The organism is Streptomyces sp. NPDC048623, assembly GCF_040650755.1.
In the GTDB taxonomy this organism is placed as follows: domain Bacteria; phylum Actinomycetota; class Actinomycetes; order Streptomycetales; family Streptomycetaceae; genus Streptomyces.
On the sequence record NZ_JBEZHV010000029.1, the window covers coordinates 21,521 to 42,969 of the forward strand.

Below are 21,449 nucleotides of genomic sequence, written 5' to 3' on the forward strand. Positions count from 1 at the left end.
ACGGATGTCCGCTATACGGGCACGAGCTTCACGCAAGGTGAAGATTCAGTTCCGTTCGGTGGAGGAGGCGCGGAGCTCCCGCAGCCCTCGCAGCTCGCGCACCCACGCCACGAGCAGCACGGCCGCGGTGGCCCCGCTCGACCACAGGATCTGCGGCCGGGCGCCCTCGTCGAGCAGCATCAGCACCACGACCGCCGCCATCGCGGCGAGCGCGGTCCAGGTCAGCCAGGGGAAGCCCCACATCCGCAGGGTCAGCGTCTCGGGCGCCTCGCGCTCGATCCGGCGGCGCAGGCGCAGCTGCGAGACCGCGATCAGCGCCCACACGAACAGCAGCACCGCGCCGACCGCGTTGAGCATGTAGAGGAAGACCGAATCCGGCCACTTCAGATTGAGCAGGACGGACACGAAGCCGAAGGCCACCGAGGCGAGCACCGCCCGCACCGGCACCCCGCCGCCCGAGACCCTGAGCAGGCCCTTCGGCGCCTCACCGCGCTCGGCCAGCGAGAACACCATCCGGGACGAGCCGTAGAGGTTGGCGTTCAGGGCCGAGAGCAGCGCCACGAACACCACCACGTTCATGATCTGGCCGGCCCCTCGTACCCCGATCGCGTCGAGCACCGCCACGTACGGCGACTCGCCCGGCTTCATCGCCGTCCACGGCAGCAGGGTCACGATCACCAGCATCGAACCCACGTAGAAGAGCAGGATCCGCCACACCGCGCTGCGCACCGCCCGCGCGACATTGCGCGCCGGGTCGTCCGACTCGGCCGCCGCGATCGTCACGACCTCAAGGCCGCCGAAGGCGAAGACCACGGCGAGGACGCCGGAGACGACACCCGACCAGCCGTGCGGCAGAAAACCGCCCTGGCCGGTCAGATTCGCGAGGCCCACCGGCGCGGTGTCCGGGAGCCATCCGACGATCGCGAGGACGCCGAGCACCAGGAACAGCACGATCGCGCCGACCTTCAGGGCCGCGAACCAGAACTCGAACTCGCCGAAGTTCCTCACCGCCGCCAGATTGGCCGCCGTGAACACCACCATGAAGATCAGCACCCAGCCCCACTGCGGGACCCCCGGCACCCAGCCGTGCGCGATCCGCGCAGCGCCCGTCGCCTCCACGGCGAGCACCACGACGAGCAGGAACCAGTAGAGCCAGCCCACCGAGAAGCCCGCCCAGCGGCCGAGGGCCCGCTCCGCGTGCACCGAGAAGGCGCCGGAGGCCGGCATCGCCGCCGACATCTCGCCCAGCATCCGCATGACCAGCATCGCCAGCGCGCCCGCGATCAGATACGAGACGACGATCCCGGGACCGGCCACCGCGATGCCCGCGCCCGAGCCGACGAAGAGTCCGGCGCCGATCACCCCGCCCAGGCCCAGCATCGTCAGATGACGCTGCTTCAGACCGTGGGACAGCGGCTCCTGTTCGGAGGCCGGAGAGGACCGCGGGACGGGTGGTGCGTCGTGCATGTGGAGGGCTCGCGCTCTTCGGTTGTTTATGGGGACCCCACAGTCTCCCCGGTGACGGGCCGTTGACGCAAAAGGGATGTCCTGGCGGGAGTTCCCCGTGATGAGCGTCACGTGGCGAGATGCATGAACAGGCAGGTTTGTTTGATCTCCACGAAGGGTTCGCGTTGTGCTTTGTGAGCGGCTGACGGTGATCGGGCGTTCACTCCTGGCATACGGTCGAGCCTGCCCCCGTCCCCTTCCCACCTCACGGAGTACCGATGAGCACCGCCACCGCCCCCGTCTCCTCCCTCCGTTCCGGTACGGTCCTCGCCGACCTCGTCCCGGCGAGCCGCGTCCGCGACCTCGCGCTGGTCGCCGGCGGCGCCGTGCTCACCGGTCTCGCCGCCCAGCTGACCGTGCCCGTCCCGGGCTCCCCCGTCCCGGTCTCCGGCCAGACCTTCGCCGCCCTGCTCGTCGGCACCGCGCTCGGCGCCCGCCGCGGCTTCCTCTCCCTCGCGCTGTACGCCGTCGCCGGCATGGCGGGCGTCCCGTGGTTCGCCGAGGCGTCCTCCGGCTGGGCCATGCCGTCCTTCGGCTACATCCTCGGCATGCTGCTCGCCGCCACCGTCGTCGGCGGCCTCGCCCGCCGCGGCGCCGACCGCTCGGTGCTGCGCACGGCCGGCACCATGGTGCTCGGCTCCGCGATCATCTACGCGGTCGGCGTGCCCTACCTGGCCCTCGCCACCGGCATGTCCTTCGGCCAGGCCGTCGCGGCCGGCCTGACCCCCTTCCTCATCGGCGACGCCCTCAAGGCGGCCCTCGCCATGGGTCTGCTCCCGGCCGCCTGGAAGCTGGTCGGCGGCCGCCAGGGCTGACCATCGGTCACCCCCTTCCGAAGAGGTTCGCCGGATCGAGCTCCGACTCGACCGCGGCGAGCCTCTTCGCCGTCTCCGGGTCGTAGAGCCCCTCCGTACGCTCCCGGTCGCCGAAGACGAAGTTCACCGCCCGTCCCAGGGTCCGCGGCGCCAGCGCCGCCTCCACGCGCGCGTGCAGCTCCCGTACGGGCGCCACGCCCGCCTCTCCGGTCTCGTCCAGCGGATACAGCGCCCGCACCAGCCACCCCGCCTCCCGGTACGGCACCGAGGCCGGCCCCTCCGCGGCGAGCGCCCCGCCCAGGTGGTTGAGCTGCACCACCACCATCCGCCCGGCCTCCGGCCCGGTCAGCCGGAGGACCTCCGTCACCGCCCCCTCGTCCATCACGTCGAGCAGGATCCCGTCGCCCCAGTAGGCGTGCGGGACGTCCGGGTCGGCGTGGATCGTGGGGCTCTCGGAGTACGGGAGCTCCCGCAGCGAGTCGGAGAGCGCGGGCCCGAGCGCCCGCAGCGGCGCCACGAGCCGCTCGCCCTCGGCTGAGTTCCCGGAGGCTCCGGTGCACGCGACCCGCACCGAGAGCACGTACCGCCCGCGCAGGTGCGGCGGCAGAGCCGGGACGTCGGGATAGACGAGCGCGGCGAGCGAGGAGGTCAGCGTCGCGGGCAGGGCCTCGGCCCAGCGCACGTAACCGCGCAGCACCTCGGCCGGGTCCACCACCGCCCCGTCGAACGCGAGCGAGCCGCCGTAGAGCCGTGCGACCGGCACCAGATCCACCGTCACCTCGGTGACCACGCCGAACCGGTGCACCGCCCCGCCGCCGAGCAGCGCCCCGAAGGCCGCGTCGCCCGGCACCAGCCGCCGTACGGCGCCGTCCGCCGTCACCAGCTCGACCGCGCGGACCCGGTCGGCGGCCCAGCCGTACGTCCGGCCCAGGATCCCGAGCCCGCCGCCGAGGAGATAGCCGACCACACCGACGCCGGGCGAGGAGCCGTTCAGGGGCGCGAGCCCGTACGGCGCGGCGGCCTCGGCCACCTGCCCCCAGCGCGCCCCGGCGCCGATCCGCGCGGTGCGGGCCACCGGGTCGACCTCGACCCCGTCCATGGCCCGGGTGTCGATCAGCACCCCGCCCTCGACGGTCCCGCCGAGGCCGTGCCCGGTGCTGGTCACGGTCACGGAGAGACCGTGCTCGGCGGCGTACCGGACGGCGGTCCGGACGTCCTCGGGCCCGGTGGCGGAGACGAGGCGGTCGGGCCGGACGGTGAAGGCGGTCTGGAAAAACACGGAAGCTCTCCGTTCCCGAGGTGGTGGGTACACGGAGAGCTTCCGCTCCATACCTGACAGCTCCCGTCAGGTATGGGAGGCGATCGTGGGGGATCGCGGATCAGATCGTGTCGACGAGCTCCGTCTGCGCCCGGGACTTCTGCAGACGGTCCTTGACCAGGCCGATCGCGAGCACCAGCGCCGCCACGAGCAGCGAGAGCACGACCTGCTCACGGTTGCTGCCGCCGTCGTAGACCATGTAGCCGAGGACGAAGACGATCATCGCGGCGGTGGCCCAGGTCAGGTACGGGAAGAGCCACATCCGCACGACCAGCTTCTCGGGCGCCTCGCGCAGGATGATCCCGCGCATCCGCAGCTGGGTGAGGCAGATGACCAGCCAGACGAAGAGCGCCACCGCGCCGGAGGAGTTGAGGAGGAAGGCGAAGACGGTGTCGGGCCACTTGTAGTTGAAGAAGACCGCGACGAAGCCGAAGACCACGGAGGAGAGGATCGCCGCCGTCGGCACGCCCCGCTTGTTGGTGCGGGCGAAGGCGCGGGGCGCGTCACCGCGCTGGCCGAGGGAGAAGGCCATGCGGGAGGCGGTGTAGAGGCCCGAGTTCAGGCAGGACAGCACGGCGGTCAGGACGATCACGTTCATGATCTGGCCGGCGGCCGGGATGCCGATGGAGTCGAGGGCCGCGACGTACGAGCCCTTGTCGAGGATCGACTTGTCGTTCCACGGCAGCAGGGTGAGGACGACGAAGATCGAGCCCAGGTAGAAGACGCCGATCCGCCAGATCACGCTGTTGGTGGCCTTGGTGACGGCGCGCTGCGGGTCCTCGGACTCGCCGGCGGCCAGGGTGACGATCTCGGAGCCCATGAAGGAGAAGACGACCATCAGCACACCGGTGAGGATCGCGCCCGCGCCCATCGGGAAGAACCCGCCGGCGTCGGTGAGGTGCGCGAATCCGGCGCCCGGGTTGTCCGAGCCGGGCAGCACGCCGAAGACGGCGAGCAGACCGATGACCACGAAGGCGCCGATGGCGACGACCTTGATGCCGGCGAACCAGAACTCGAACTCGCCGTACGAGGCGACGGAGCCGAGGTTGGTCGCGGTGAGCACCACCATCACGATGAGCGCCCAGCCCCACTGCGGGACGGCCGGGATCCAGCTTTCGAGGATCTTGGCGCCGGCGGTCGCCTCGACGGCGAGGACGACGACCCAGAAGAACCAGTACAGCCAGCCGATGGTGAAACCGGCCCAGCGGCCGAGCGCCTGGTCCGCGTAGGCGGAGAAGGAGCCGGAGGCGGGGCGTGCGGCGGCCATCTCGCCGAGCATCCGCATCACGAAGACGACCATCGCGCCGACCAGCGCGTAGGACAGGAGGATGGCGGGACCGGCGGCGGCGATGCCGGAGCCGGAGCCGACGAAGAGACCGGCACCGATGACACCGCCGATGGCGATCATCGACAGGTGGCGGTTCTTCAGCCCGGCCTTCAGGCCGTTGGTGCCGTCGGGCTGGATTTCACCGGTGTTGCCGGTGGTCCTGCCTTCCTTCGCCAGGGTCGGCTGCGTGTTCATGAACGCTTCCTTCGGTGTGGGGGCGTGCTCGGGTCGCGAGCTGGAGACATGAAACAGGGCGACCGGTGAGTACGGAAGAGATGATTCCGTATCGTGACTCAGGCCATATGTGGGGCATAAGGTCCAGACCAGCCAGGGGCGGGGGCGCGGCCTGAAGCCCTGGAAGACGGGTGGCCGGGGCGCCACCCCGCTGACCGCTACCCGCTTCCCGCCGTGCCACACTCGGACCCATGCGCGTCTACCTCGGCTCCGACCATGCCGGCTACGAACTCAAGAACCACCTCGTCGAATGGCTGAAGGCCCACGGCCACGAGCCCGTCGACTGCGGACCCCACATCTACGACGCCCAGGACGACTACCCGCCGTTCTGCCTGCGCGCCGCGGAGCGGACCGCCGCCGACCCGGAGGCCCTCGGCGTCGTGATCGGCGGCTCCGGCAACGGCGAGCAGATCGCCGCGAACAAGGTCAAGGGGGTGCGCGCCGCCCTCGCCTGGAGCGTGCAGACCGCCGCCCTCGGCCGCGAGCACAACAACGCCAACGTCGTCGCCGTCGGCGCCCGCATGCACACCCAGGACGAGGCCACCTCCTTCGTCGAGGTCTTCCTCAAGACCCCGTACTCCGGTGACGAGCGTCACACCCGTCGCATCGAGATGCTGTCGGCGTACGAGACGGAGGGCGTCCTGCCCCCCATCCCGGCCCACCACCCGCAGGAGCCCACCGCCTGATGCCCGAAGGGCACACCATCCACCGGCTGGCCGCCGACTACCGGGAACGGTTCGGCGGCCGGTCCGTGCGTGTCTCCAGCCCGCAGGGCAAGTTCGCCGACTCGGCGGCCCTGCTCGACGGGACGGTCCTCGCGCGCACCGAGGCGCACGGCAAGCACCTCTTCCTCGGCTTCACGGGCCTCCCGGGCGGGGAGTGGGTCCACATCCACCTCGGCCTGTTCGGCAAGATCGGCTTCGGAGACGTCACACCGGACGTGCCCGCCCCGCCGCCCACGGACACCGTCCGGCTGCGGCTCGCCGACCCGGAGTCGTACGCCGACCTGCGCGGCCCCACCACCTGCGCGCTCATCACCGACGCCGAGAAGCAGGCGATACACGACCGCCTCGGCCCGGACCCGCTGCGCGAGGACGCCGATCCCGGCCGCGCCTGGAAGCGCGTCGCCCGCTCCCGTACGACGGTCGCGGCCCTGCTCATGGACCAGAAGATCGTGGCGGGCGTCGGCAACGTCTACCGCGCCGAGGTCCTCTTCCGGCACGGCATCGACCCGTACCGCGCGGGCAAGGACCTGACCGCGGGGGAGTGGGACGCGATCTGGGCCGATCTGGTGATGCTGATGCGCGAGGGCGTCCGCCTGAACCGCATCGACACGGTCCGCCCCGAACACACCCCCGAGGCCATGGGCCGCCCGCCGCGCGTCGACGACCACGGCGGCGAGGTCTACGTCTACCGCCGCGCCCGCCGGCCCTGCCACATCTGCGGCACGGAGATCCGCACGGCGGAACTGGCGGCGCGAAACCTCTTCTGGTGCCCGCGCTGTCAAAAAACCAGCCCCTCCGGCGTTTGAGGAGCGGGGGTCCGGGGGCAGAACCCCCGGTTCTGGGAAGGGGCGGGGTGGGGAATCAAAAACCGTGCGGCAACCACGGCGCGACCGGCGACCCGAAGGCGACGGAAGCCTCCGTCAACGCCCCGCCCCGCAACTCCCGCACGCGCCCCGCCCCCGCCAGCGACACCAGCGACACGCCCCCCAGATACGCCGCCCCCAACTCCCGCACGGACAGCGCCAGATCCGCCGCCTCGTCCGTCCGCACGCACACCGCCCCCTTCGCGTCCCCCGTCAGCCGCCAACGCCCCTCGTTCCAGGGGCAGAACGCGTCCGTGACCTCGAACACCACGTCCACCGGCGCCTGGTACGTCCGTGCCGCCAGCGCCGCGCCCACGTCCACGAGACGTACGAAGAGGATCTCCCGGAGGGTCGGCTCGCAGCGCCGGACGTCCGACACCAGGTGCTGCCAGGCGTCGTCCACCGGCCGGCTGTGCACCTTCACCCGCGCGGTCAGGTCCACCGAGCACAGGAACCGCCACAGCGCCGCCTCCGCCGCCGGGTCGAGCCCGTGCAGCTGGTGCACCGAGACGGAGCCGTCGGCGCCCGCGAAGGACCAGTTCGGCTTGATCGCGTAGTGGGCGTAGCCGACGACCTCCCCGTCCCGCTCCGCGAGCACGCACAGGCGCGGCGAGCCGCCCTCGCGGTCACCCGGCGGGTCGAGCAGGGCCAGGCGCTCCCAGCCGGGGCGCCGCTCCAGCATCCCGGGCCGGCGGGCGACGAGCCGCGCGTACACCGCCTCGGTCGCGTCGAGCGCCTCCGTCGGCGTCGTCACCCGCAGCGTCACGCCGTCCGCGCCGTCCGCGCCCTCCGGCACCGCCAGCCGCACCCGCGTCGTGTCGATCGTCGCGTGGGTCGCGTACGTCGCCGCCCCGTAGCCGTAGCGGCCGTAGATCACCGGCTCCGAGGCCGTCAGGACCGCCAGAGGCTCGCCCCAGCTCCGTACGTCCTCCAGCTGGCGCCGCATCATCGAGGTGAGGATCCCGCGCCGCCGGTGCGTTCCGGCCACGCTCACCATGGTCACTCCGGCGGCCGGCACCACGGCCCCGCCCGGGACGGACAGCCGGAAGGAGAACGCGCCCGCCGTGCCGACGCAGCGGTCCCCGTCCCAGGCGCCGATGAACCGCTCGTGCTCGGTGAGCTCCTGCCAGAGCTTGCGCTCCTCGTCCGCCTCCGCGACCCCGCCGAACGCGAGTTCCAGCACCGCGTACCAGTTGTCCCATTCGGCCGGGTCGAGCACCCGCAGTTCGATCGTCATATGCCATCGATATCAGCGCCCCGCGGGCCGACGCGACCCGGTTTCGCACACGTTGTCACCCGGGTCCCCCTGCACGACCTCCGATCGGGTGGATAGGGTCCAGGCCAATGGGACGTCGCGGCGCAGTGAACTCGTACGCGGCCCGGATGCGCAGGCGCGCCCTCCGGGCCCGTGTCTCGCTGCGCCGGAGCGCGGTCGACTACTTCCGCGGCGACGGCTCCGACTGGATCGCCATGGCGGGGCTGCTCCTCACCATCCCCGCCATCACCTTCGGCACGCTCTTCGATCCGGTGTGGTGCTCGCCGGCCGCGCTCGTCCTGCCGATCGTCGCGGGCGGGCTGCTGCTGCGGCCGGCCAGCCTCCTCGGCCTGTACGCGACGGCCGCGGGCGCGCTCATCGTCGAGTCCGTCGTCCTCGGCCCCTACACCGAGGGCCCGGCCCGGGTCACCCCCGGCATCGTCCTGGTGGTGGCCGCCTGCGGACTGTTCGGGCTACTCATCGCACAGTTCCGCGCCCGCGTCGGCGTGCCCTGGCGGCGTGGCGGCACCATGCTCTTCGACCTGCGCGAACGCATCCGGGTGCAGAGCGCGCTGCCCCGCCTCCCGGGCGGCTGGCACCGGGAGATGGCGCTCCGCCCGGCCGGCGGCCAGTCCTTCTCCGGCGACTTCGTCGTCGCCGCCCGCACCCACGGCGGCCGCACCCTCGAAGTCGTCCTCACCGACGTCTCCGGCAAGGGCATGGACGCGGGCTCCCGCGCCCTGCTGCTCTCCGGCGCCTTCGGCGGGCTCCTCGGCTCGCTGCCGCCGCACGGCTTCCTGCCCGCCGCCAACGGCTATCTGCTGCGCCAGGACTGGGACGAGGGCTTCGCCACCTCCGTCCATCTCGTCCTCGACCTCGACTCGGGCGACTACGAACTCCTCTCCGCCGGCCACCTGCCCGCGCTCCAGCTCCATGCCGGCACCGGCCGCTGGGAGGAGAAGGACGCCGACGGACCGCTGCTCGGCGTGTACGACGGCGCCGAGTTCCACCCGGTCAAGGGCTCACTGCGCCCCGGCGACGTGCTGATGCTCTTCACCGACGGCCTGGTCGAGAGCCCCGACCGCGACATCGCCGAGGGCATCGACCGCCTCACCGGCGAGGCCGACCGCCACGTCGCCGCCGGCTTCGAGGGCGCCGCCTGGCACCTCATCGAAGCCTGCGCCAAGGACGTCAACGACGACCGCGCCCTGCTCCTTATTTCTCGTTCCGCCTGAACGCCCAGGCCAGCTCCGGCTCGGTCACCGGCTTCATGACCTTCCGCACCACGGGCGTGCACAGGAGCGTCATCACCGCGAGCATCACCACGGTGATGACCACCCGGCCCAGCGGAGTCTGGAGCCAGTCGAGACGGTCGTAGAGGCCGCTGTAGGAGCCGACGCGGATCACGATGCCGTGCAGCAGGTAACCGCAGATGGTGCCGGCGCCCAGCACCGTGAACCAGCGCCGCGAGCCGGGCACGAGGGAGAGGAAGGCGGCGCAGAGGAGCAGGGTGAGGAGGAAGAGGACACCGGCCCAGAACATGCCGGGCAGCAGTTTCATGCCCAGCTCCTGGACGCCCCGGGAGCGGTAGATCCAGTTCAGCGGGACGTACGGGGTCACCCGGTAGGTGACCACCAGCGTCACGGCCATGACGACCACGGCGGCCACGCGCACCGGGGTGCGGCGCAGCCACACGAAGTGCTCGGGCTTCATCCGCAGGCCGATGACGAAGAACGGCAGGAACTGCACGATCCGGTGGAGTTCGAGCTGATCGCCGAGGGTCGGCGTCGCCGTGGCGAGCACGGCGATCACGATCGAGGTCGTGACCGGCCATCGCACGACGGACCAGAAGGGGGCCGTCACGCGCCAGACGAAGAGTGCGAGCAGGAACCACATCAGGTACGTGGGCTGGAGCAGGCTGAACGGCCGGCCGGGCTCGACCCAGCGGGTCAGGAACGTGTACACGACCTCGAAGACCACGTACGGCAGGGCGACGCCGGTCAGCAGCCGCTTGAGCTGCGCGGGCTTCCCGGTGTAGCTGCGCGAGAGGTAGCCGGAGACGAGGATGAACACCGGCATGTGGAACACGTAGATGAACTCGTACAGGGCCCGGGTGGTCCGGCTGCCGGCCAGCACGACGGGCAGGACGTGGCCGATGACCACCAGCAGGATGGCCAGGTACTTCGCGTTGTCGAAGTACGGGTCCCGGCGGGACGCGGCCGGGGTGCCGGGGGGTGTCGCGGGCCCGGCGGGTGCGGTGGCCGCACCGACGGCACCCTGGTGGGTGAGGGAGCACATGAATGTTGACGCTATCTGTGCGTCACCTGTGCGAAAAGTGTTGTGCACGTTGTCGTCAAATCACCCCCAAATGCCGCAAATTCTGGCATTGCCTCATAGGTCAACCTCCTGAAACGGCGTAAAAGGCACACCGTTGTGCCCGTGTGCCCTTCGTCTCTCTTTTCTCACTCCTCTTGCCGGGGCGATTCGTCACCCGGCCGCAGCGGGAAGGAAGTTGGTGGCACGATAGATGCGGCGGGGGTGTTCTGTGACGTGCGCTCCCGGGCGGCAAGGTGGGACCGACCGAGGGTGTGATCAGTTGTGGCCATTTCACTGTCCATGGTGCTGCTGTTGGCGATCATCCTGGTGGTGCTGATCCGCGGCGGAAACCTCAAGGGCGGCCCGGCCGTCGTCGCGGTCCTCTTCGGCTTCTTCCTCGCCTCCACGGGCATGGCCGACGACATCCAGCGCTTCCTGGACTCGATAACGCAGACGATCGGCGCCATAAAGTTCTGACCGCCGCCGCGTCGCGCCAGGGGTGTGTGGCGCGGACGTACGGCGAAGGCCCCCGCCGCGAACGGCAGGGGCCCTTGCGTCGTCACGGTGTCCCGGGACTCAGAACAGCCGCAGGCCCTTGAAGCCCGTACCGCTCAGCGGCACCGGCGTGCCCAGGGTCCCGTCCTCACGCCCGGGGTGCAGCGTCAGACCGCCCCGCCGGTCGGCGGTGACCAGGTCGGTCAGCTCGTCACCCGTCAGGTCACCGGCCGCGACCAGCGACGGCACCTGCCGCGCGGTCCAGTCCGAGTCGGCCACCGTCACCGGCGGCACCAGCACGTACGGCGCCGTGTCCAGGCCGTAGTCGACACCCGCGAACTCCAGCGAGCCCCGCTCCGGGTCCCGGGCGAGCACACCGGCCGCGAACCACCCGAAGTACGCGTCGGACGCGGCGATCGTCCGTCCCGCCCAGCCGCTCGACGCCAGCACCACCGGCTCGCTCACGCGCAGCTCCGTGCCGCCCTCGTAGAGGTCGAACACGAGCAGCCGGTCGCCCTCGACCACGACGAGCCTCGGCAGAACGCCTTCGGGCGCCCGGCCCAGGGAGATGGCCGTCACATTCGACCAGTCGTACCCGGTGATCTCCGCCGGCGCCCCGAAGCCGCCCGCGCCGTCACCCGGGTACACGAGCAGCTTCGCGCCCTGCCGGGCCACGAGGTCGTTGCGCACGTCATTGGGCTCCTGCGGCCCGAACCGGTTGATCAGGTACCCCGCCCGGGCCACCACCGCACCCGTCCAGTCCCGCCCGTCGGCGACCACGGGCGCGGCGAAGCCGCCGCCCTCCAGGCCGGCGCCCCGCGTCAGCCGCCCCTCGGCATCCACGCCCAGCAGATCCGCCCGGCCGTCGCTGTCGAAGTCGCCGAACGGCTCCACGAACGGCGTCTTCACCCAGTAGTCGGCACCCGCCGCGTCCGAGGGGTTCCCCGCGCGGTCGAACGCGCGCGCCCACGCCGTCGCCGGGCCCGTCCGCTCCGGCGTCACGAAGGTCGTCGTCGCCGTCCCGTCCGCGCCGACCGGCACCCGCTTCTCGGCCGGGCAGGACAGGGTGACGTCCCGGCTCAGCGGGTCCACGCAGAAGTACGAGGCCTCCGTCCCCTCCGGAAGGGCGATCCGTACGGTCCGGACCGTTCCCGGGTCCGAGGCGTTCGGATACGGCGTCGCGTCGAGGAAGGCCACCGCCGGAGCCGCCGGCCGCGTGTGGTCGGTCGAGAAACCGCACGCCGTGGTCCACTCCGAGGCGCCGCTCGCACTCTCCAGACGCACCTGCCACCAGTACGGGCCCTCCGGCGGCAGGGAGGTCTTCAGCACCGGCAGCGTGACGGTCGAGCCCCCGCTCGTCCCGACGGTCGTGTCGACCACCGGGGTCTCGGGCGCCCCCTCGCGCCAGAGCCGGAAGTGCGCCTGCGGCAGCCCCTCGGTACTGCTCTCCCCCTGGACCTTCGCCGTCAGCATCACGTCCGTGTTCCCCACCCAGGCGAGTTCCCCCGCGGTGGTGCAGCCGCCGGGCTGCGACGACGGATCGGTCACCGAGTACGGGTACTCGGCGGCGGACGCCGTGCCGGTACCCAGCAGCGCGGCCGCGCACGCGAGCGCCAGCGAGGCCACCGTTCCCCTGCTCGTCCTCTTCATGTTCCCCTCCCCTGAAGGCAGTTGGTCACTGCGGGGGAGACGCTAACGGGGACGCCCGGCGTCGGGCGCAGGGTTTTTATCGGCCGCGGGGGGGGCGCGTATCGACCCGGAAACGGTGACGGCTCGGGCCCCTCCTTCGAAGAAGAAGGGGCCCGAGCCGTCATCAACAGAGCGGGCGACGGGAATCGAACCCGCGTAGCTAGTTTGGAAGACTAGGGCTCTACCATTGAGCTACGCCCGCACAACAAGACGCCGCAGGCCAGGGCCGCGGCTCGGACGCCATCGTAGCGGGTCCGGGCGGTCGTCCGCACGCGCCTCGGAAAGAGGGGGCGTCGGACCGTCTCCGTCCATGTACCCTACGTGTCGCACCGACGGGGTGTGGCGCAGCTTGGTAGCGCGTCCGCTTTGGGAGCGGAAGGCCGTGGGTTCAAATCCCGCCACCCCGACCAGTACACGATCACGCGCGCGAAGTTCACGCTGAAGTTCACCGGTGAAGATCGCGTTGTGGGGCGCCTGCCGCTTGCGGTTACTATGCAAGCTGCGTGCCCGTGTGTCTCTCTGACCGGGCCGATCGGCCGGAACCGCCCTGGCGGTGCCGCCGGAAACCAGGAATCAGCCATCAAGGAGACCGAACCGTGAAGAGCGCCGTGGAGACCCTGAACCCGACCCGGGTTCGGCTCACTGTCGAGGTGCCCTTCGAGGAGCTCAAGGACAGCCTCGACGCGGCGTACAAGAAGATAAACCAGCAGGTCACGGTCAAGGGCTTCCGCAAGGGCAAGATCCCCGCGCGCGTCATCGACCAGCGCTTCGGCCGCGGTGCGGTGCTGGAGGAGGCCGTCAACGACGCGCTCCCGAAGTTCTACACCGAGGCCGTGAACGAGGCCGAGGTCAACCCGCTGGGCCAGCCCGAGGTCGACATCACGGAGCTGAAGGACGGCGAGCTGCTGGCCTTCACCGCCGAGGTCGACATCCGCCCGGCCATCGAGATCCCGGACTACTCCGGCATCGAGGTCGAGGTCGACGCCATCGAGGTCACCGACGAGGACGTCGAGAAGTCCGTGGAGCAGCTGCGCGAGCGCTTCGCCTCCACGAACCCGGTCGAGCGCGCCGCCGCCGAGGGCGACGTCGTCACGATCGACCTGCAGGCCAAGGTCGACGGCGAGGTCCTGCCCGACGGCATCGCCGACGGTGTCTCGTACACCATCGGCTCCGGCGAGCTGCTCGACGGCATCGACGCCGCCGTCACCGGCCTGGAGGCCGGCGGCGAGGCCACCTTCACCTCCGAGCTGAAGGGCGGCTCGGCCGCGGGCAAGGAGGCCGAGGTCACCGTCAAGGTCACCGCCGTCGCCGCCCGCGAGCTCCCCGAGCTGGACGACGAGTTCGCGCAGATGGCGTCGGAGTTCGACACCCTCGACGAGCTCAAGGCCGACAGCCGCAAGCGCCTCGAGAACATGAAGCAGTTCGACCAGGCCACCCAGGCCCAGGAGCGCGTCCTGGAGAAGTTCCTGGAGATCGCGGAGATCCCCGTTCCCGAGAAGCTGCTCGAGGACGAGATCAACACCCGCAAGCACAACCTGGAGCACCACCAGCTCGGCCAGATGGGCCTGACCCTCGAGAAGTACCTGGAGTTCCAGGGCAAGACGGTCGAGGAGTTCGACGCCGAGACCAAGGAGCAGGCGGTCAAGGGCATCAAGACCCAGTTCCTGCTCGACGAGCTGGTCTCCCAGGAGAAGCTGAACGTGGACCAGGAGGAGCTCACCGAGCACCTCATGCGCCGCGCCGCCTCCTCCGGCATGTCCCCCGACCAGTTCGCCCAGGCCGTCGTCCAGGGCGGCCAGGTGCCGATGCTGGTCGGCGAGGTCGCCCGCGGCAAGGCCCTCGCGGTCGTCGTCGAGGCCGCCAAGGTCGTCGACACCAACGGCAACGTGGTGGACCTGTCCGACGAGGACGAGGAGCAGGCCACGGAGACGGTCGAGGCCGTCACCGGCGAGGCCGAGGTCTCCGAGGAGAAGTAAGGCTCTCAAGGCTCACCGGGCGGCCCGCGCCGCCCGGTGAACGCCGCCGAACGCCGTGCCACGGGCCCGGTCGCACCCCCGTGCGCCCGGGCCCGTGGACGTACCCGGGCCGCCGCCGTCGGACGTACCCGGGGCCGGCGGCACAACCCCGTGGTGGCACCCTTGGTGACGTATTCATGCGTGCCCAACTACCTTGCGCTCCCAGCGAACAGTTCGGGAACCGGGATGGCGTTGTCCTACCTGCGCGTTAGGGTCCATGAATACGGGGGCCAGTGCCCCCGGAACGAGACGCGAGACGGCCCGGGGCCGTCGGAGACGAGCAGGTGGATACGTGACGAATCTGAAGCCTTACGCCGCGGGTGAGCCGTCCATCGGTGGCGGCCTCGGCGACCATGTCTACAACCGGCTGCTCGGCGAGCGGATCATCTTCCTCGGCCAGCAGGTCGACGACGAGATCGCCAACAAGATCACCGCGCAGATGCTCCTCCTGGCCGCCGACCCGGAGAAGGACATCTTCCTGTACATCAACAGCCCCGGTGGCTCGGTGACGGCCGGCATGGCCATCTACGACACCATGCAGTACATCCCCAACGACGTCGTGACCATCGGTATGGGCATGGCGGCCTCGATGGGCCAGTTCCTGCTCACCGGCGGCACCGCCGGCAAGCGCTTCGCGCTGCCGAACACCGACGTCCTGATGCACCAGGGCTCCGCCGGCATCGGCGGCACCGCCTCGGACATCAAGATCCAGGCCGAGTACCTTCTCCGTACGAAGAAGCGCATGGCCGAGATCACCGCGCACCACTCCGGCCAGACCGTCGAGACGATCATCCGCGACGGCGACCGCGACCGCTGGTTCACCGCGGAGGAGGCCAAGGACTACGGCCTCATCGACGACATCATCACCCACGCCGCGGGTGTCCCGGGCGGCGGCGGCACGGGCGCCTGAGCCCCGGCAGCCCGCTCCACAGCCCAGCCACGATCGCCCTCAGGATGGTGAACAGCCCCATGACCCCGAACTTCTCCGCGAGCGGCCTCTACACCGGCCCGCAGGTGGACAACCGCTATGTCGTCCCGCGCTTCGTCGAGCGCACCTCGCAGGGCATCCGCGAGTACGACCCGTACGCGAAGCTCTTCGAGGAGCGCGTGATCTTCCTCGGCGTGCAGATCGACGACGCCTCCGCCAACGACGTGATGGCGCAGCTGCTGTGCCTGGAGTCGATGGACCCGGACCGCGACATCTCGATCTACATCAACAGCCCCGGTGGCTCCTTCACCGCGCTGACCGCCATCTACGACACGATGCAGTTCGTGAAGCCGGACATCCAGACGGTCTGCATGGGCCAGGCGGCGTCCGCCGCGGCCGTGCTGCTCGCCGCCGGCACCCCCGGCAAGCGGATGGCCCTGCCCAACGCGCGCGTGCTGATCCACCAGCCCTCCGGTGGCACCGGCCGTGAGCAGCTCTCCGACCTGGAGATCGCGGCCAACGAGATCCTGCGCATGCGCAGCCAGCTGGAGGAGATGCTGGCCAAGCACTCCTCGACCCCGATCGAGAAGATCCGCGACGACATCGAGCGCGACAAGATCCTGACCGCCGAGGACGCCCTCGCGTACGGCCTGATCGACCAGATCATCTCGACCCGTAAGAGCACGGCGGGCTCGACGGTCTGACGTTCGCCCTTCCCTTGGTACGGACTCCTTGGCGCGGCCCGCACGGCATGTGTGGCCGAATCGCATCCATGTGAACCGTGCCAAGGGGGGCCCGAACGGGGGGCCCGGCAAGGTACCGTCGAATATGAGGCACCAGGAGTCGCTGAACCAAGCGCTCCCAGGCGAAGGGGAAGCACCTCGTGGCACGCATCGGTGATGGCGGCGATCTGCTCAAGTGCTCGTTCTGCGGAAAGAGCCAGAAGCAGGTGAAGAAGCTCATCGCAGGACCCGGTGTGTACATCTGCGACGAGTGCATCGACCTCTGCAACGAGATCATCGAGGAAGAGCTCGCCGAGACGAGCGAGGTGCGGTGGGAGGAACTTCCCAAGCCGCGCGAGATCTACGAATTCCTCGAGGGGTACGTCGTCGGGCAGGAGCCCGCGAAGAAGGCCCTCTCGGTGGCGGTGTACAACCACTACAAGCGCGTCCAGGCCGGCGAGAACGGCGGCGCGCAGGGCCGGGACGACGCCATCGAGCTGGCGAAGTCCAACATCCTGCTCCTCGGGCCCACCGGCTCCGGCAAGACGCTCCTGGCGCAGACCCTGGCCCGGATGCTCAACGTGCCGTTCGCCATCGCCGACGCCACCGCGCTGACGGAGGCAGGCTATGTGGGCGAGGACGTCGAGAACATCCTGCTCAAGCTGATCCAGGCCGCGGACTACGACGTCAAGAAGGCCGAGACCGGCATCATCTACATCGACGAGATCGACAAGGTCGCCCGTAAGAGCGAAAACCCGTCGATTACGCGCGACGTCTCCGGCGAGGGCGTGCAGCAGGCCCTGCTGAAGATCCTGGAGGGCACCACGGCCTCCGTCCCGCCGCAGGGCGGACGGAAGCACCCGCACCAGGAGTTCATCCAGATCGACACGACGAACGTGCTCTTCATCGTGGGCGGCGCCTTCGCCGGCCTGGAGAAGATCATCGAGTCGCGGGCCGGCGCCAAGGGCATCGGCTTCGGGGCGACCATCCGCTCCAAGCGCGAGATCGAGTCGAGCGACCAGTTCCAGGAGGTCATGCCGGAGGACCTGGTGAAGTTCGGGATGATCCCCGAGTTCATCGGCCGTCTCCCCGTCATCACCTCGGTCCACAACCTGGACCGCGAGGCCCTCCTCAAGATCCTCGTCGAGCCGCGCAACGCGCTGGTGAAGCAGTACCAGCGCCTCTTCGAACTCGACGGCGTCGAGCTGGACTTCGACCGCCCGGCCCTGGAGGCCATCGCCGACCAGGCCATCCTCCGCGGCACCGGCGCGCGCGGCCTGCGCGCCATCATGGAGGAGGTCCTCCAGTCGGTGATGTACGAGGTCCCGTCCCGCAAGGACGTGGCCCGCGTGGTCATCACGGCGGACGTGGTCCGGAACAACGTCAACCCGACGCTGGTCCCGCGGATCGTGAAGAACGACGGACGGCACGAGAAGAGCGCGTAGCGCCCGCCGTACGGACACGAAAGGGGCGCCCCCGCCGAGTGGTTCGGCGGGGGCGCCCCTTCGCGGGTACGGGCCTGATCAGGCCTTGACGCGGACTTCCTTGCGGAACCTGGCGGTGATGTCCGCGGCCTCCGCGCCGGTGGAGCCCTTGCCGGTGAGCATCGAGGCCATGTCGATCGGGATGACGATGCCCACGGTGCTGTGGTCGGCCCACACGCAGGCCGTCATGCTCATCGCCGGGATCTTCTCGGCCGGGTCGGCCTTGGTCTTGCCCGACTGGCACTTGAGGATCGCGCCGTCGAGGCCTGCCGGCGTGTAGGCCACCGGGTCGCCCTCGAACGTCGGCGCGTCCTTGTCGTCGCCCTTCTGCGACTCCGACTTGATGGCGGCGAAGACGGCGTCGACGACCTTCTCCGGGTCCTCGATCTCGCCGTAGAGGCCGTTGAACTGGATCAGCTTGCCGGCCAGCGGGTTGGCCTCGTCCTTGACCTGGTACTGGGCCTCGACCTCATGGGAGTTCTTGACGCCGGCCTTCTCGGCCTCCTCCAACGACTTCTTGTCGTTGGAGGGCTTCGAGTCCGTGGACTTCTTGTACTCGGTGAGCACCGTGGCGGGCGTGATCAGCTTGTGCGGGCCGTCGTCCGCGACGTTCGAGCCGCTGCCACCGCCGAACGCGAAGTACGCGCCGACCGCGAGACCCACCACCGCGGCCACGATGCCGATCGTCAGACCCGCCTTGGACTTCTTCGGGGCCGGCGGCTGCGGCATGTAGCCGCCCGGGCCCTGCGGGGCGCCGTACGGCGGCTGCTGCGGCGGCTGGCCGTAGGGCCCGGGCTGCTGGGGCTGCTGGGGGTACCCGTACGGCTGCTGCTGCGGCGGGACGCCCTGCGGGGCCTGCTGGGGGTAGCCGTAGCCGGGCTGCGGGGCCTGCGGCTGGCCATACGGGTTCGGCTGGCCGCCGTGCGGGCCGGGCTGCTGCCCGTACGGGTTCGGCTGACCGCCGCCGTACGGACCTGGCTGGTTGTAGCTCATCGACTGTTTCCCCTCACAGGATGTTTATGCGTAACGAACATCCTGTCGGAAGTCGCGGCGTGCCGGGGCGGTGGGGGGTACACCGTTACGGAACAATCCCGTTTCAGGACCAGGCTGTGACACCCCTAAACTGGGCCCGTGACCGAGAACACTCAGCAGCAGACAGCAGCCACCACCGAATTGCCGACCCAGTACACGCCGGCCGAGGTAGAGGGGCCGCTGTACGAGCGCTGGGTAGAGCGCGGCTACTTCGAGGCGGACGAGAAGAGCGACAAGCCGCCGTACACCATCGTCATCCCGCCGCCGAACGTCACCGGATCGCTCCACCTGGGCCACGCCTTCGAGCACACGCTGATCGACGCCCTCACCCGCCGCAAGCGGATGCAGGGTTACGAGACGCTGTGGCAGCCGGGCATGGACCACGCCGGCATCGCCACCCAGAACGTCGTCGAGCGCGAGCTCGCCAAGGAGGGCAAGTCCCGCCACGACCTGGGCCGCGAGGCCTTCGTCGAGCGGGTCTGGAAGTGGAAGGCCGAGTCCGGCGGCCAGATCTCCGGCCAGATGCGCCGCCTCGGCGACGGCGTCGCCTGGTCGCGCGAGCGCTTCACCATGGACGAGGGCCTGTCGCAGGCCGTCCAGACCATCTTCAAGAAGCTCTACGACGACGAGCTGATCTACCGCGCCGAGCGCATCATCAACTGGTGCCCGCGCTGTCTCACCGCGATCTCCGACATCGAGGTCGAGTACCAGGACGACGACGGCGAGCTCGTCTCCATCCGCTACGGCGAGGGCGACGCGTCCATCGTCGTCGCGACCACCCGCGCCGAGACGATGCTGGGTGACACGGCCGTCGCCGTCCACCCGGAGGACGAGCGCTACCGGCACCTGGTCGGCACCGAGATCGAGCTGCCGCTCACCGGCCGCCGCATCCCGGTCGTCGCCGACGCGCACGTCGACCCCGAGTTCGGCACCGGCGCCGTCAAGGTGACGCCCGCCCACGACCCGAACGACTTCGAGATCGGCCAGCGCCACGGTCTCCCGTCGATCGCCGTCATGGACGAGCACGCGGTCATCACCGTCCACGGCCCCTTCCAGGGCCTGGACCGCCTGGAGGCCCGCTCCGCCATCGTCGCCGCACTGCGCGCCGAGGGCCGGATCGTCGCCGAGAAGCGCCCGTACACCCACTCCGTCGGCCACTGCTCGCGCTGCAAGACCACCATCGAGCCGCGTCTCTCCATGCAGTGGTGGGTCAAGGTCGGCCCGCTCGCACAGGCCGCCGGTGACGCGGTCCGCGACGGCAAGGTCAAGATCCACCCGCAGGAGATGGAGAAGCGCTACTTCGACTGGGTCGACAACCTGCACGACTGGTGCATCTCGCGCCAGCTGTGGTGGGGCCACCGCATCCCGGTCTGGTACGGCCCGAACGGCGAGGTCGTCTGCGTCGGACCCGACGAGGAGGCGCCCACCGGCGAGGGCTGGCACCAGGACACCGACGTCCTCGACACCTGGTTCTCCTCCGGCCTGTGGCCGTTCTCCACGCTCGGCTGGCCCGAGCAGACCGAGAGCCTCGCGAAGTTCTACCCGAACTCGGTCCTCGTCACCGGCTACGACATCCTCTTCTTCTGGGTCGCCCGGATGATGATGTTCGGTCTGTACGCGATGGACGGCACCCCGCCGTTCCACACCATCGCCCTGCACGGCATGGTCCGTGACCAGAACGGCAAGAAGATGTCGAAGTCCTTCGGCAACGTGGTCAACCCGCTGGACTGGATGGACCAGTACGGCTCCGACGCCGTCCGCTTCACCCTGGCCAACGGCGCCAACCCGGGCGTCGACGTCCCGATCGGCGAGGACTGGGTCAAGGCGTCCCGGAACTTCGCCAACAAGATCTGGAACGCGACCCGCTTCGCGCTGATGAACGGCGCGACGATCGAGGGCGAACTGCCCCCGGTCGAGCGGCTGTCGGCGACCGACCGCTGGATCCTGTCCCGTCTCAACAAGACGGTCGCTCAGGTCGACGCTTTCTACGAGGACTACCAGTTCGCGAAGCTCAGCGACGCTCTCTACCACTTCGCGTGGGACGAGGTCTTCGACTGGTACGTCGAGCTGTCGAAGACGACGTTCTTCGCGGGCGGCGAGCAGGCCAAGGTCTCCGGCCGGGTCCTCGGCGAGGTCCTGGACGTGATGCTGCGTCTGCTGCACCCGATCGTCCCGTTCGTCACCGACGCCCTGTGGACCACGCTCACCGGCCGTGAGTCCCTCGTCATCGCCGAGTGGCCGACCGACAGCGGTTTCCGCGACGAGGCCGCCGAGGCCGAGATCGAGAACCTGCAGCAGGTCGTCACCGAGGTCCGCCGCTTCCGCGCCGACCAGGGCCTCCAGCCCGGCCAGAAGGTCCCGGCCCGCCTGGAGCTCGACGGCACGCCGCTCGCCGCGCACGAGGGCGCCATCCGCCAGCTGCTGCGCCTCCAGCCGGAGGGCGAGGGCTTCGCCGCCACCGCCTCCCTGCCGGTCGCCGGCGCGACGGTCTCGCTCGACCTCTCCGGCACGATCGACGTCGCCGCCGAGCGCAAGCGCCTCGCCAAGGACCTCGCCGCCGCCGAGAAGGAGAAGGCGCAGGCCGAGGGCAAGCTGGGCAACGAGGCGTTCCTGGCGAAGGCGCCGGACAACGTCGTGGACAAGATCCGCACCCGCCTCGCCAAGGCGGAGGAGGACATCGCCCGCATCCAGGCGCAGCTGGAGCGCCTGCCGCAGGCGTAGCCCG

17 protein-coding genes and 2 tRNA genes are annotated in these 21,449 nt (G+C 70.3%); 11 read left to right on the plus strand and 8 right to left on the minus strand.

Translation table 11 applies throughout. The features are described 5' to 3' along the window. Nucleotides 1–45: 45 nt before the first annotated feature. Nucleotides 46–1,467: an amino acid permease gene (locus tag AB0C73_RS31185; RefSeq protein ID WP_362536702.1), complete on the minus strand. Its 1,422-nt coding sequence runs from the start codon at nucleotides 1,465–1,467 to the stop codon at nucleotides 46–48. A 257-nt stretch (nucleotides 1,468–1,724) separates the two neighbouring features. On the opposite strand from AB0C73_RS31185, the gene AB0C73_RS31190 reads away from it, so the two are divergent. Next, on the plus strand, nucleotides 1,725–2,321 hold the full coding sequence (locus AB0C73_RS31190) for a biotin transporter BioY (protein WP_362536704.1): 597 nt from the start codon (nucleotides 1,725–1,727) through the stop codon (nucleotides 2,319–2,321). A 7-nt stretch (nucleotides 2,322–2,328) separates the two neighbouring features. On the opposite strand, the gene AB0C73_RS31195 is transcribed toward AB0C73_RS31190, so the two are convergent. Together AB0C73_RS31195 and AB0C73_RS31200 are read right to left on the minus strand one after the other, a co-directional pair. Beyond that, nucleotides 2,329–3,651, minus strand: a complete 1,323-nt coding sequence (locus AB0C73_RS31195) for an FAD-binding oxidoreductase (RefSeq protein ID WP_362536706.1) — start codon at nucleotides 3,649–3,651, stop codon at nucleotides 2,329–2,331. Nucleotides 3,652–3,700: 49 nt separating this feature from the next. Continuing rightward, nucleotides 3,701–5,161: an amino acid permease gene (locus tag AB0C73_RS31200; protein ID WP_362536707.1), complete on the minus strand. Its 1,461-nt coding sequence runs from the start codon at nucleotides 5,159–5,161 to the stop codon at nucleotides 3,701–3,703. 230 nt (nucleotides 5,162–5,391) lie between these two features. Here AB0C73_RS31200 and AB0C73_RS31205 point away from each other — a divergent pair, with 230 nt between their 5' ends. Beyond that, complete coding sequence (locus AB0C73_RS31205) at nucleotides 5,392–5,886, plus strand: ribose-5-phosphate isomerase (RefSeq protein WP_362536709.1); 495 nt, start codon at nucleotides 5,392–5,394, stop codon at nucleotides 5,884–5,886. Further along, nucleotides 5,886–6,731 carry a DNA-formamidopyrimidine glycosylase family protein gene (locus AB0C73_RS31210; RefSeq protein WP_362536711.1) on the plus strand — a complete coding sequence of 282 codons (846 nt, stop codon included), beginning with the start codon at nucleotides 5,886–5,888 and terminating at the stop codon, nucleotides 6,729–6,731. The genes AB0C73_RS31205 and AB0C73_RS31210 overlap by 1 nt, the downstream gene beginning before the upstream one ends. A 55-nt stretch (nucleotides 6,732–6,786) precedes the next feature. Here the strand turns inward: AB0C73_RS31210 and AB0C73_RS31215 are convergent, their stop codons facing one another. Next, nucleotides 6,787–8,025: a GNAT family N-acetyltransferase gene (locus AB0C73_RS31215; protein WP_362536713.1), complete on the minus strand. Its 1,239-nt coding sequence runs from the start codon at nucleotides 8,023–8,025 to the stop codon at nucleotides 6,787–6,789. A gap of 107 nt (nucleotides 8,026–8,132) precedes the next feature. Between AB0C73_RS31215 and AB0C73_RS31220 the strand changes: the two genes are divergently transcribed. Beyond that, nucleotides 8,133–9,278 carry a PP2C family protein-serine/threonine phosphatase gene (locus AB0C73_RS31220; protein ID WP_362536715.1) on the plus strand — a complete coding sequence of 382 codons (1,146 nt, stop codon included), beginning with the start codon at nucleotides 8,133–8,135 and terminating at the stop codon, nucleotides 9,276–9,278. On the opposite strand, the gene AB0C73_RS31225 is transcribed toward AB0C73_RS31220, so the two are convergent. Then, nucleotides 9,259–10,341 carry an acyltransferase family protein gene (locus tag AB0C73_RS31225; protein WP_362536717.1) on the minus strand — a complete coding sequence of 361 codons (1,083 nt, stop codon included), beginning with the start codon at nucleotides 10,339–10,341 and terminating at the stop codon, nucleotides 9,259–9,261. The genes AB0C73_RS31220 and AB0C73_RS31225 overlap by 20 nt on opposite strands. A 300-nt stretch (nucleotides 10,342–10,641) precedes the next feature. Here AB0C73_RS31225 and AB0C73_RS31230 point away from each other — a divergent pair, with 300 nt between their 5' ends. Continuing rightward, a complete protein-coding gene (locus AB0C73_RS31230) occupies nucleotides 10,642–10,836 on the plus strand; it encodes a hypothetical protein (RefSeq protein ID WP_362536719.1) in 195 nt (64 codons plus the stop codon). 99 nt (nucleotides 10,837–10,935) lie between these two features. Here AB0C73_RS31230 and AB0C73_RS31235 read toward each other — a convergent pair whose 3' ends face one another. Both AB0C73_RS31235 and AB0C73_RS31240 read right to left on the minus strand, forming a co-directional pair. Beyond that, nucleotides 10,936–12,504 (minus strand): hypothetical protein, encoded by a 1,569-nt coding sequence (locus AB0C73_RS31235; RefSeq protein ID WP_362536720.1) that lies wholly within the window; start codon nucleotides 12,502–12,504, stop codon nucleotides 10,936–10,938. Nucleotides 12,505–12,674: 170 nt separating this feature from the next. Further along, nucleotides 12,675–12,745 (minus strand) — tRNA-Gly (locus AB0C73_RS31240). A 131-nt stretch (nucleotides 12,746–12,876) separates the two neighbouring features. On the opposite strand from AB0C73_RS31240, the gene AB0C73_RS31245 reads away from it, so the two are divergent. The 5 genes from AB0C73_RS31245 to clpX all read left to right on the plus strand — a co-directional run bounded on the left by AB0C73_RS31245 (nucleotide 12,877) and on the right by clpX (nucleotide 17,653). Next, nucleotides 12,877–12,953 (plus strand) — tRNA-Pro (locus AB0C73_RS31245). Between the two features lie 186 nt (nucleotides 12,954–13,139). After that, nucleotides 13,140–14,519 carry a trigger factor gene (gene tig, locus AB0C73_RS31250; protein ID WP_362536722.1) on the plus strand — a complete coding sequence of 460 codons (1,380 nt, stop codon included), beginning with the start codon at nucleotides 13,140–13,142 and terminating at the stop codon, nucleotides 14,517–14,519. 331 nt (nucleotides 14,520–14,850) lie between these two features. Then, the gene (locus tag AB0C73_RS31255) at nucleotides 14,851–15,468 is read left to right on the plus strand and encodes an ATP-dependent Clp protease proteolytic subunit (protein WP_362536724.1); all 618 of its coding nucleotides are present in this window, start codon (nucleotides 14,851–14,853) and stop codon (nucleotides 15,466–15,468) included. A 44-nt stretch (nucleotides 15,469–15,512) separates the two neighbouring features. Further along, the gene (locus AB0C73_RS31260; protein ID WP_362536726.1) at nucleotides 15,513–16,190 is read left to right on the plus strand and encodes an ATP-dependent Clp protease proteolytic subunit; all 678 of its coding nucleotides are present in this window, start codon (nucleotides 15,513–15,515) and stop codon (nucleotides 16,188–16,190) included. A 179-nt stretch (nucleotides 16,191–16,369) separates the two neighbouring features. Then, nucleotides 16,370–17,653: an ATP-dependent Clp protease ATP-binding subunit ClpX gene (gene clpX / locus AB0C73_RS31265; protein ID WP_362536728.1), complete on the plus strand. Its 1,284-nt coding sequence runs from the start codon at nucleotides 16,370–16,372 to the stop codon at nucleotides 17,651–17,653. Between the two features lie 78 nt (nucleotides 17,654–17,731). On the opposite strand, the gene AB0C73_RS31270 is transcribed toward clpX, so the two are convergent. Further along, nucleotides 17,732–18,685: a hypothetical protein gene (locus AB0C73_RS31270; RefSeq protein ID WP_362536730.1), complete on the minus strand. Its 954-nt coding sequence runs from the start codon at nucleotides 18,683–18,685 to the stop codon at nucleotides 17,732–17,734. Between the two features lie 138 nt (nucleotides 18,686–18,823). Between AB0C73_RS31270 and AB0C73_RS31275 the strand changes: the two genes are divergently transcribed. Next, a complete protein-coding gene (locus AB0C73_RS31275) occupies nucleotides 18,824–21,445 on the plus strand; it encodes a valine--tRNA ligase (RefSeq protein ID WP_362536732.1) in 2,622 nt (873 codons plus the stop codon). The last annotated feature ends 4 nt before the right edge of the window (nucleotides 21,446–21,449 follow it).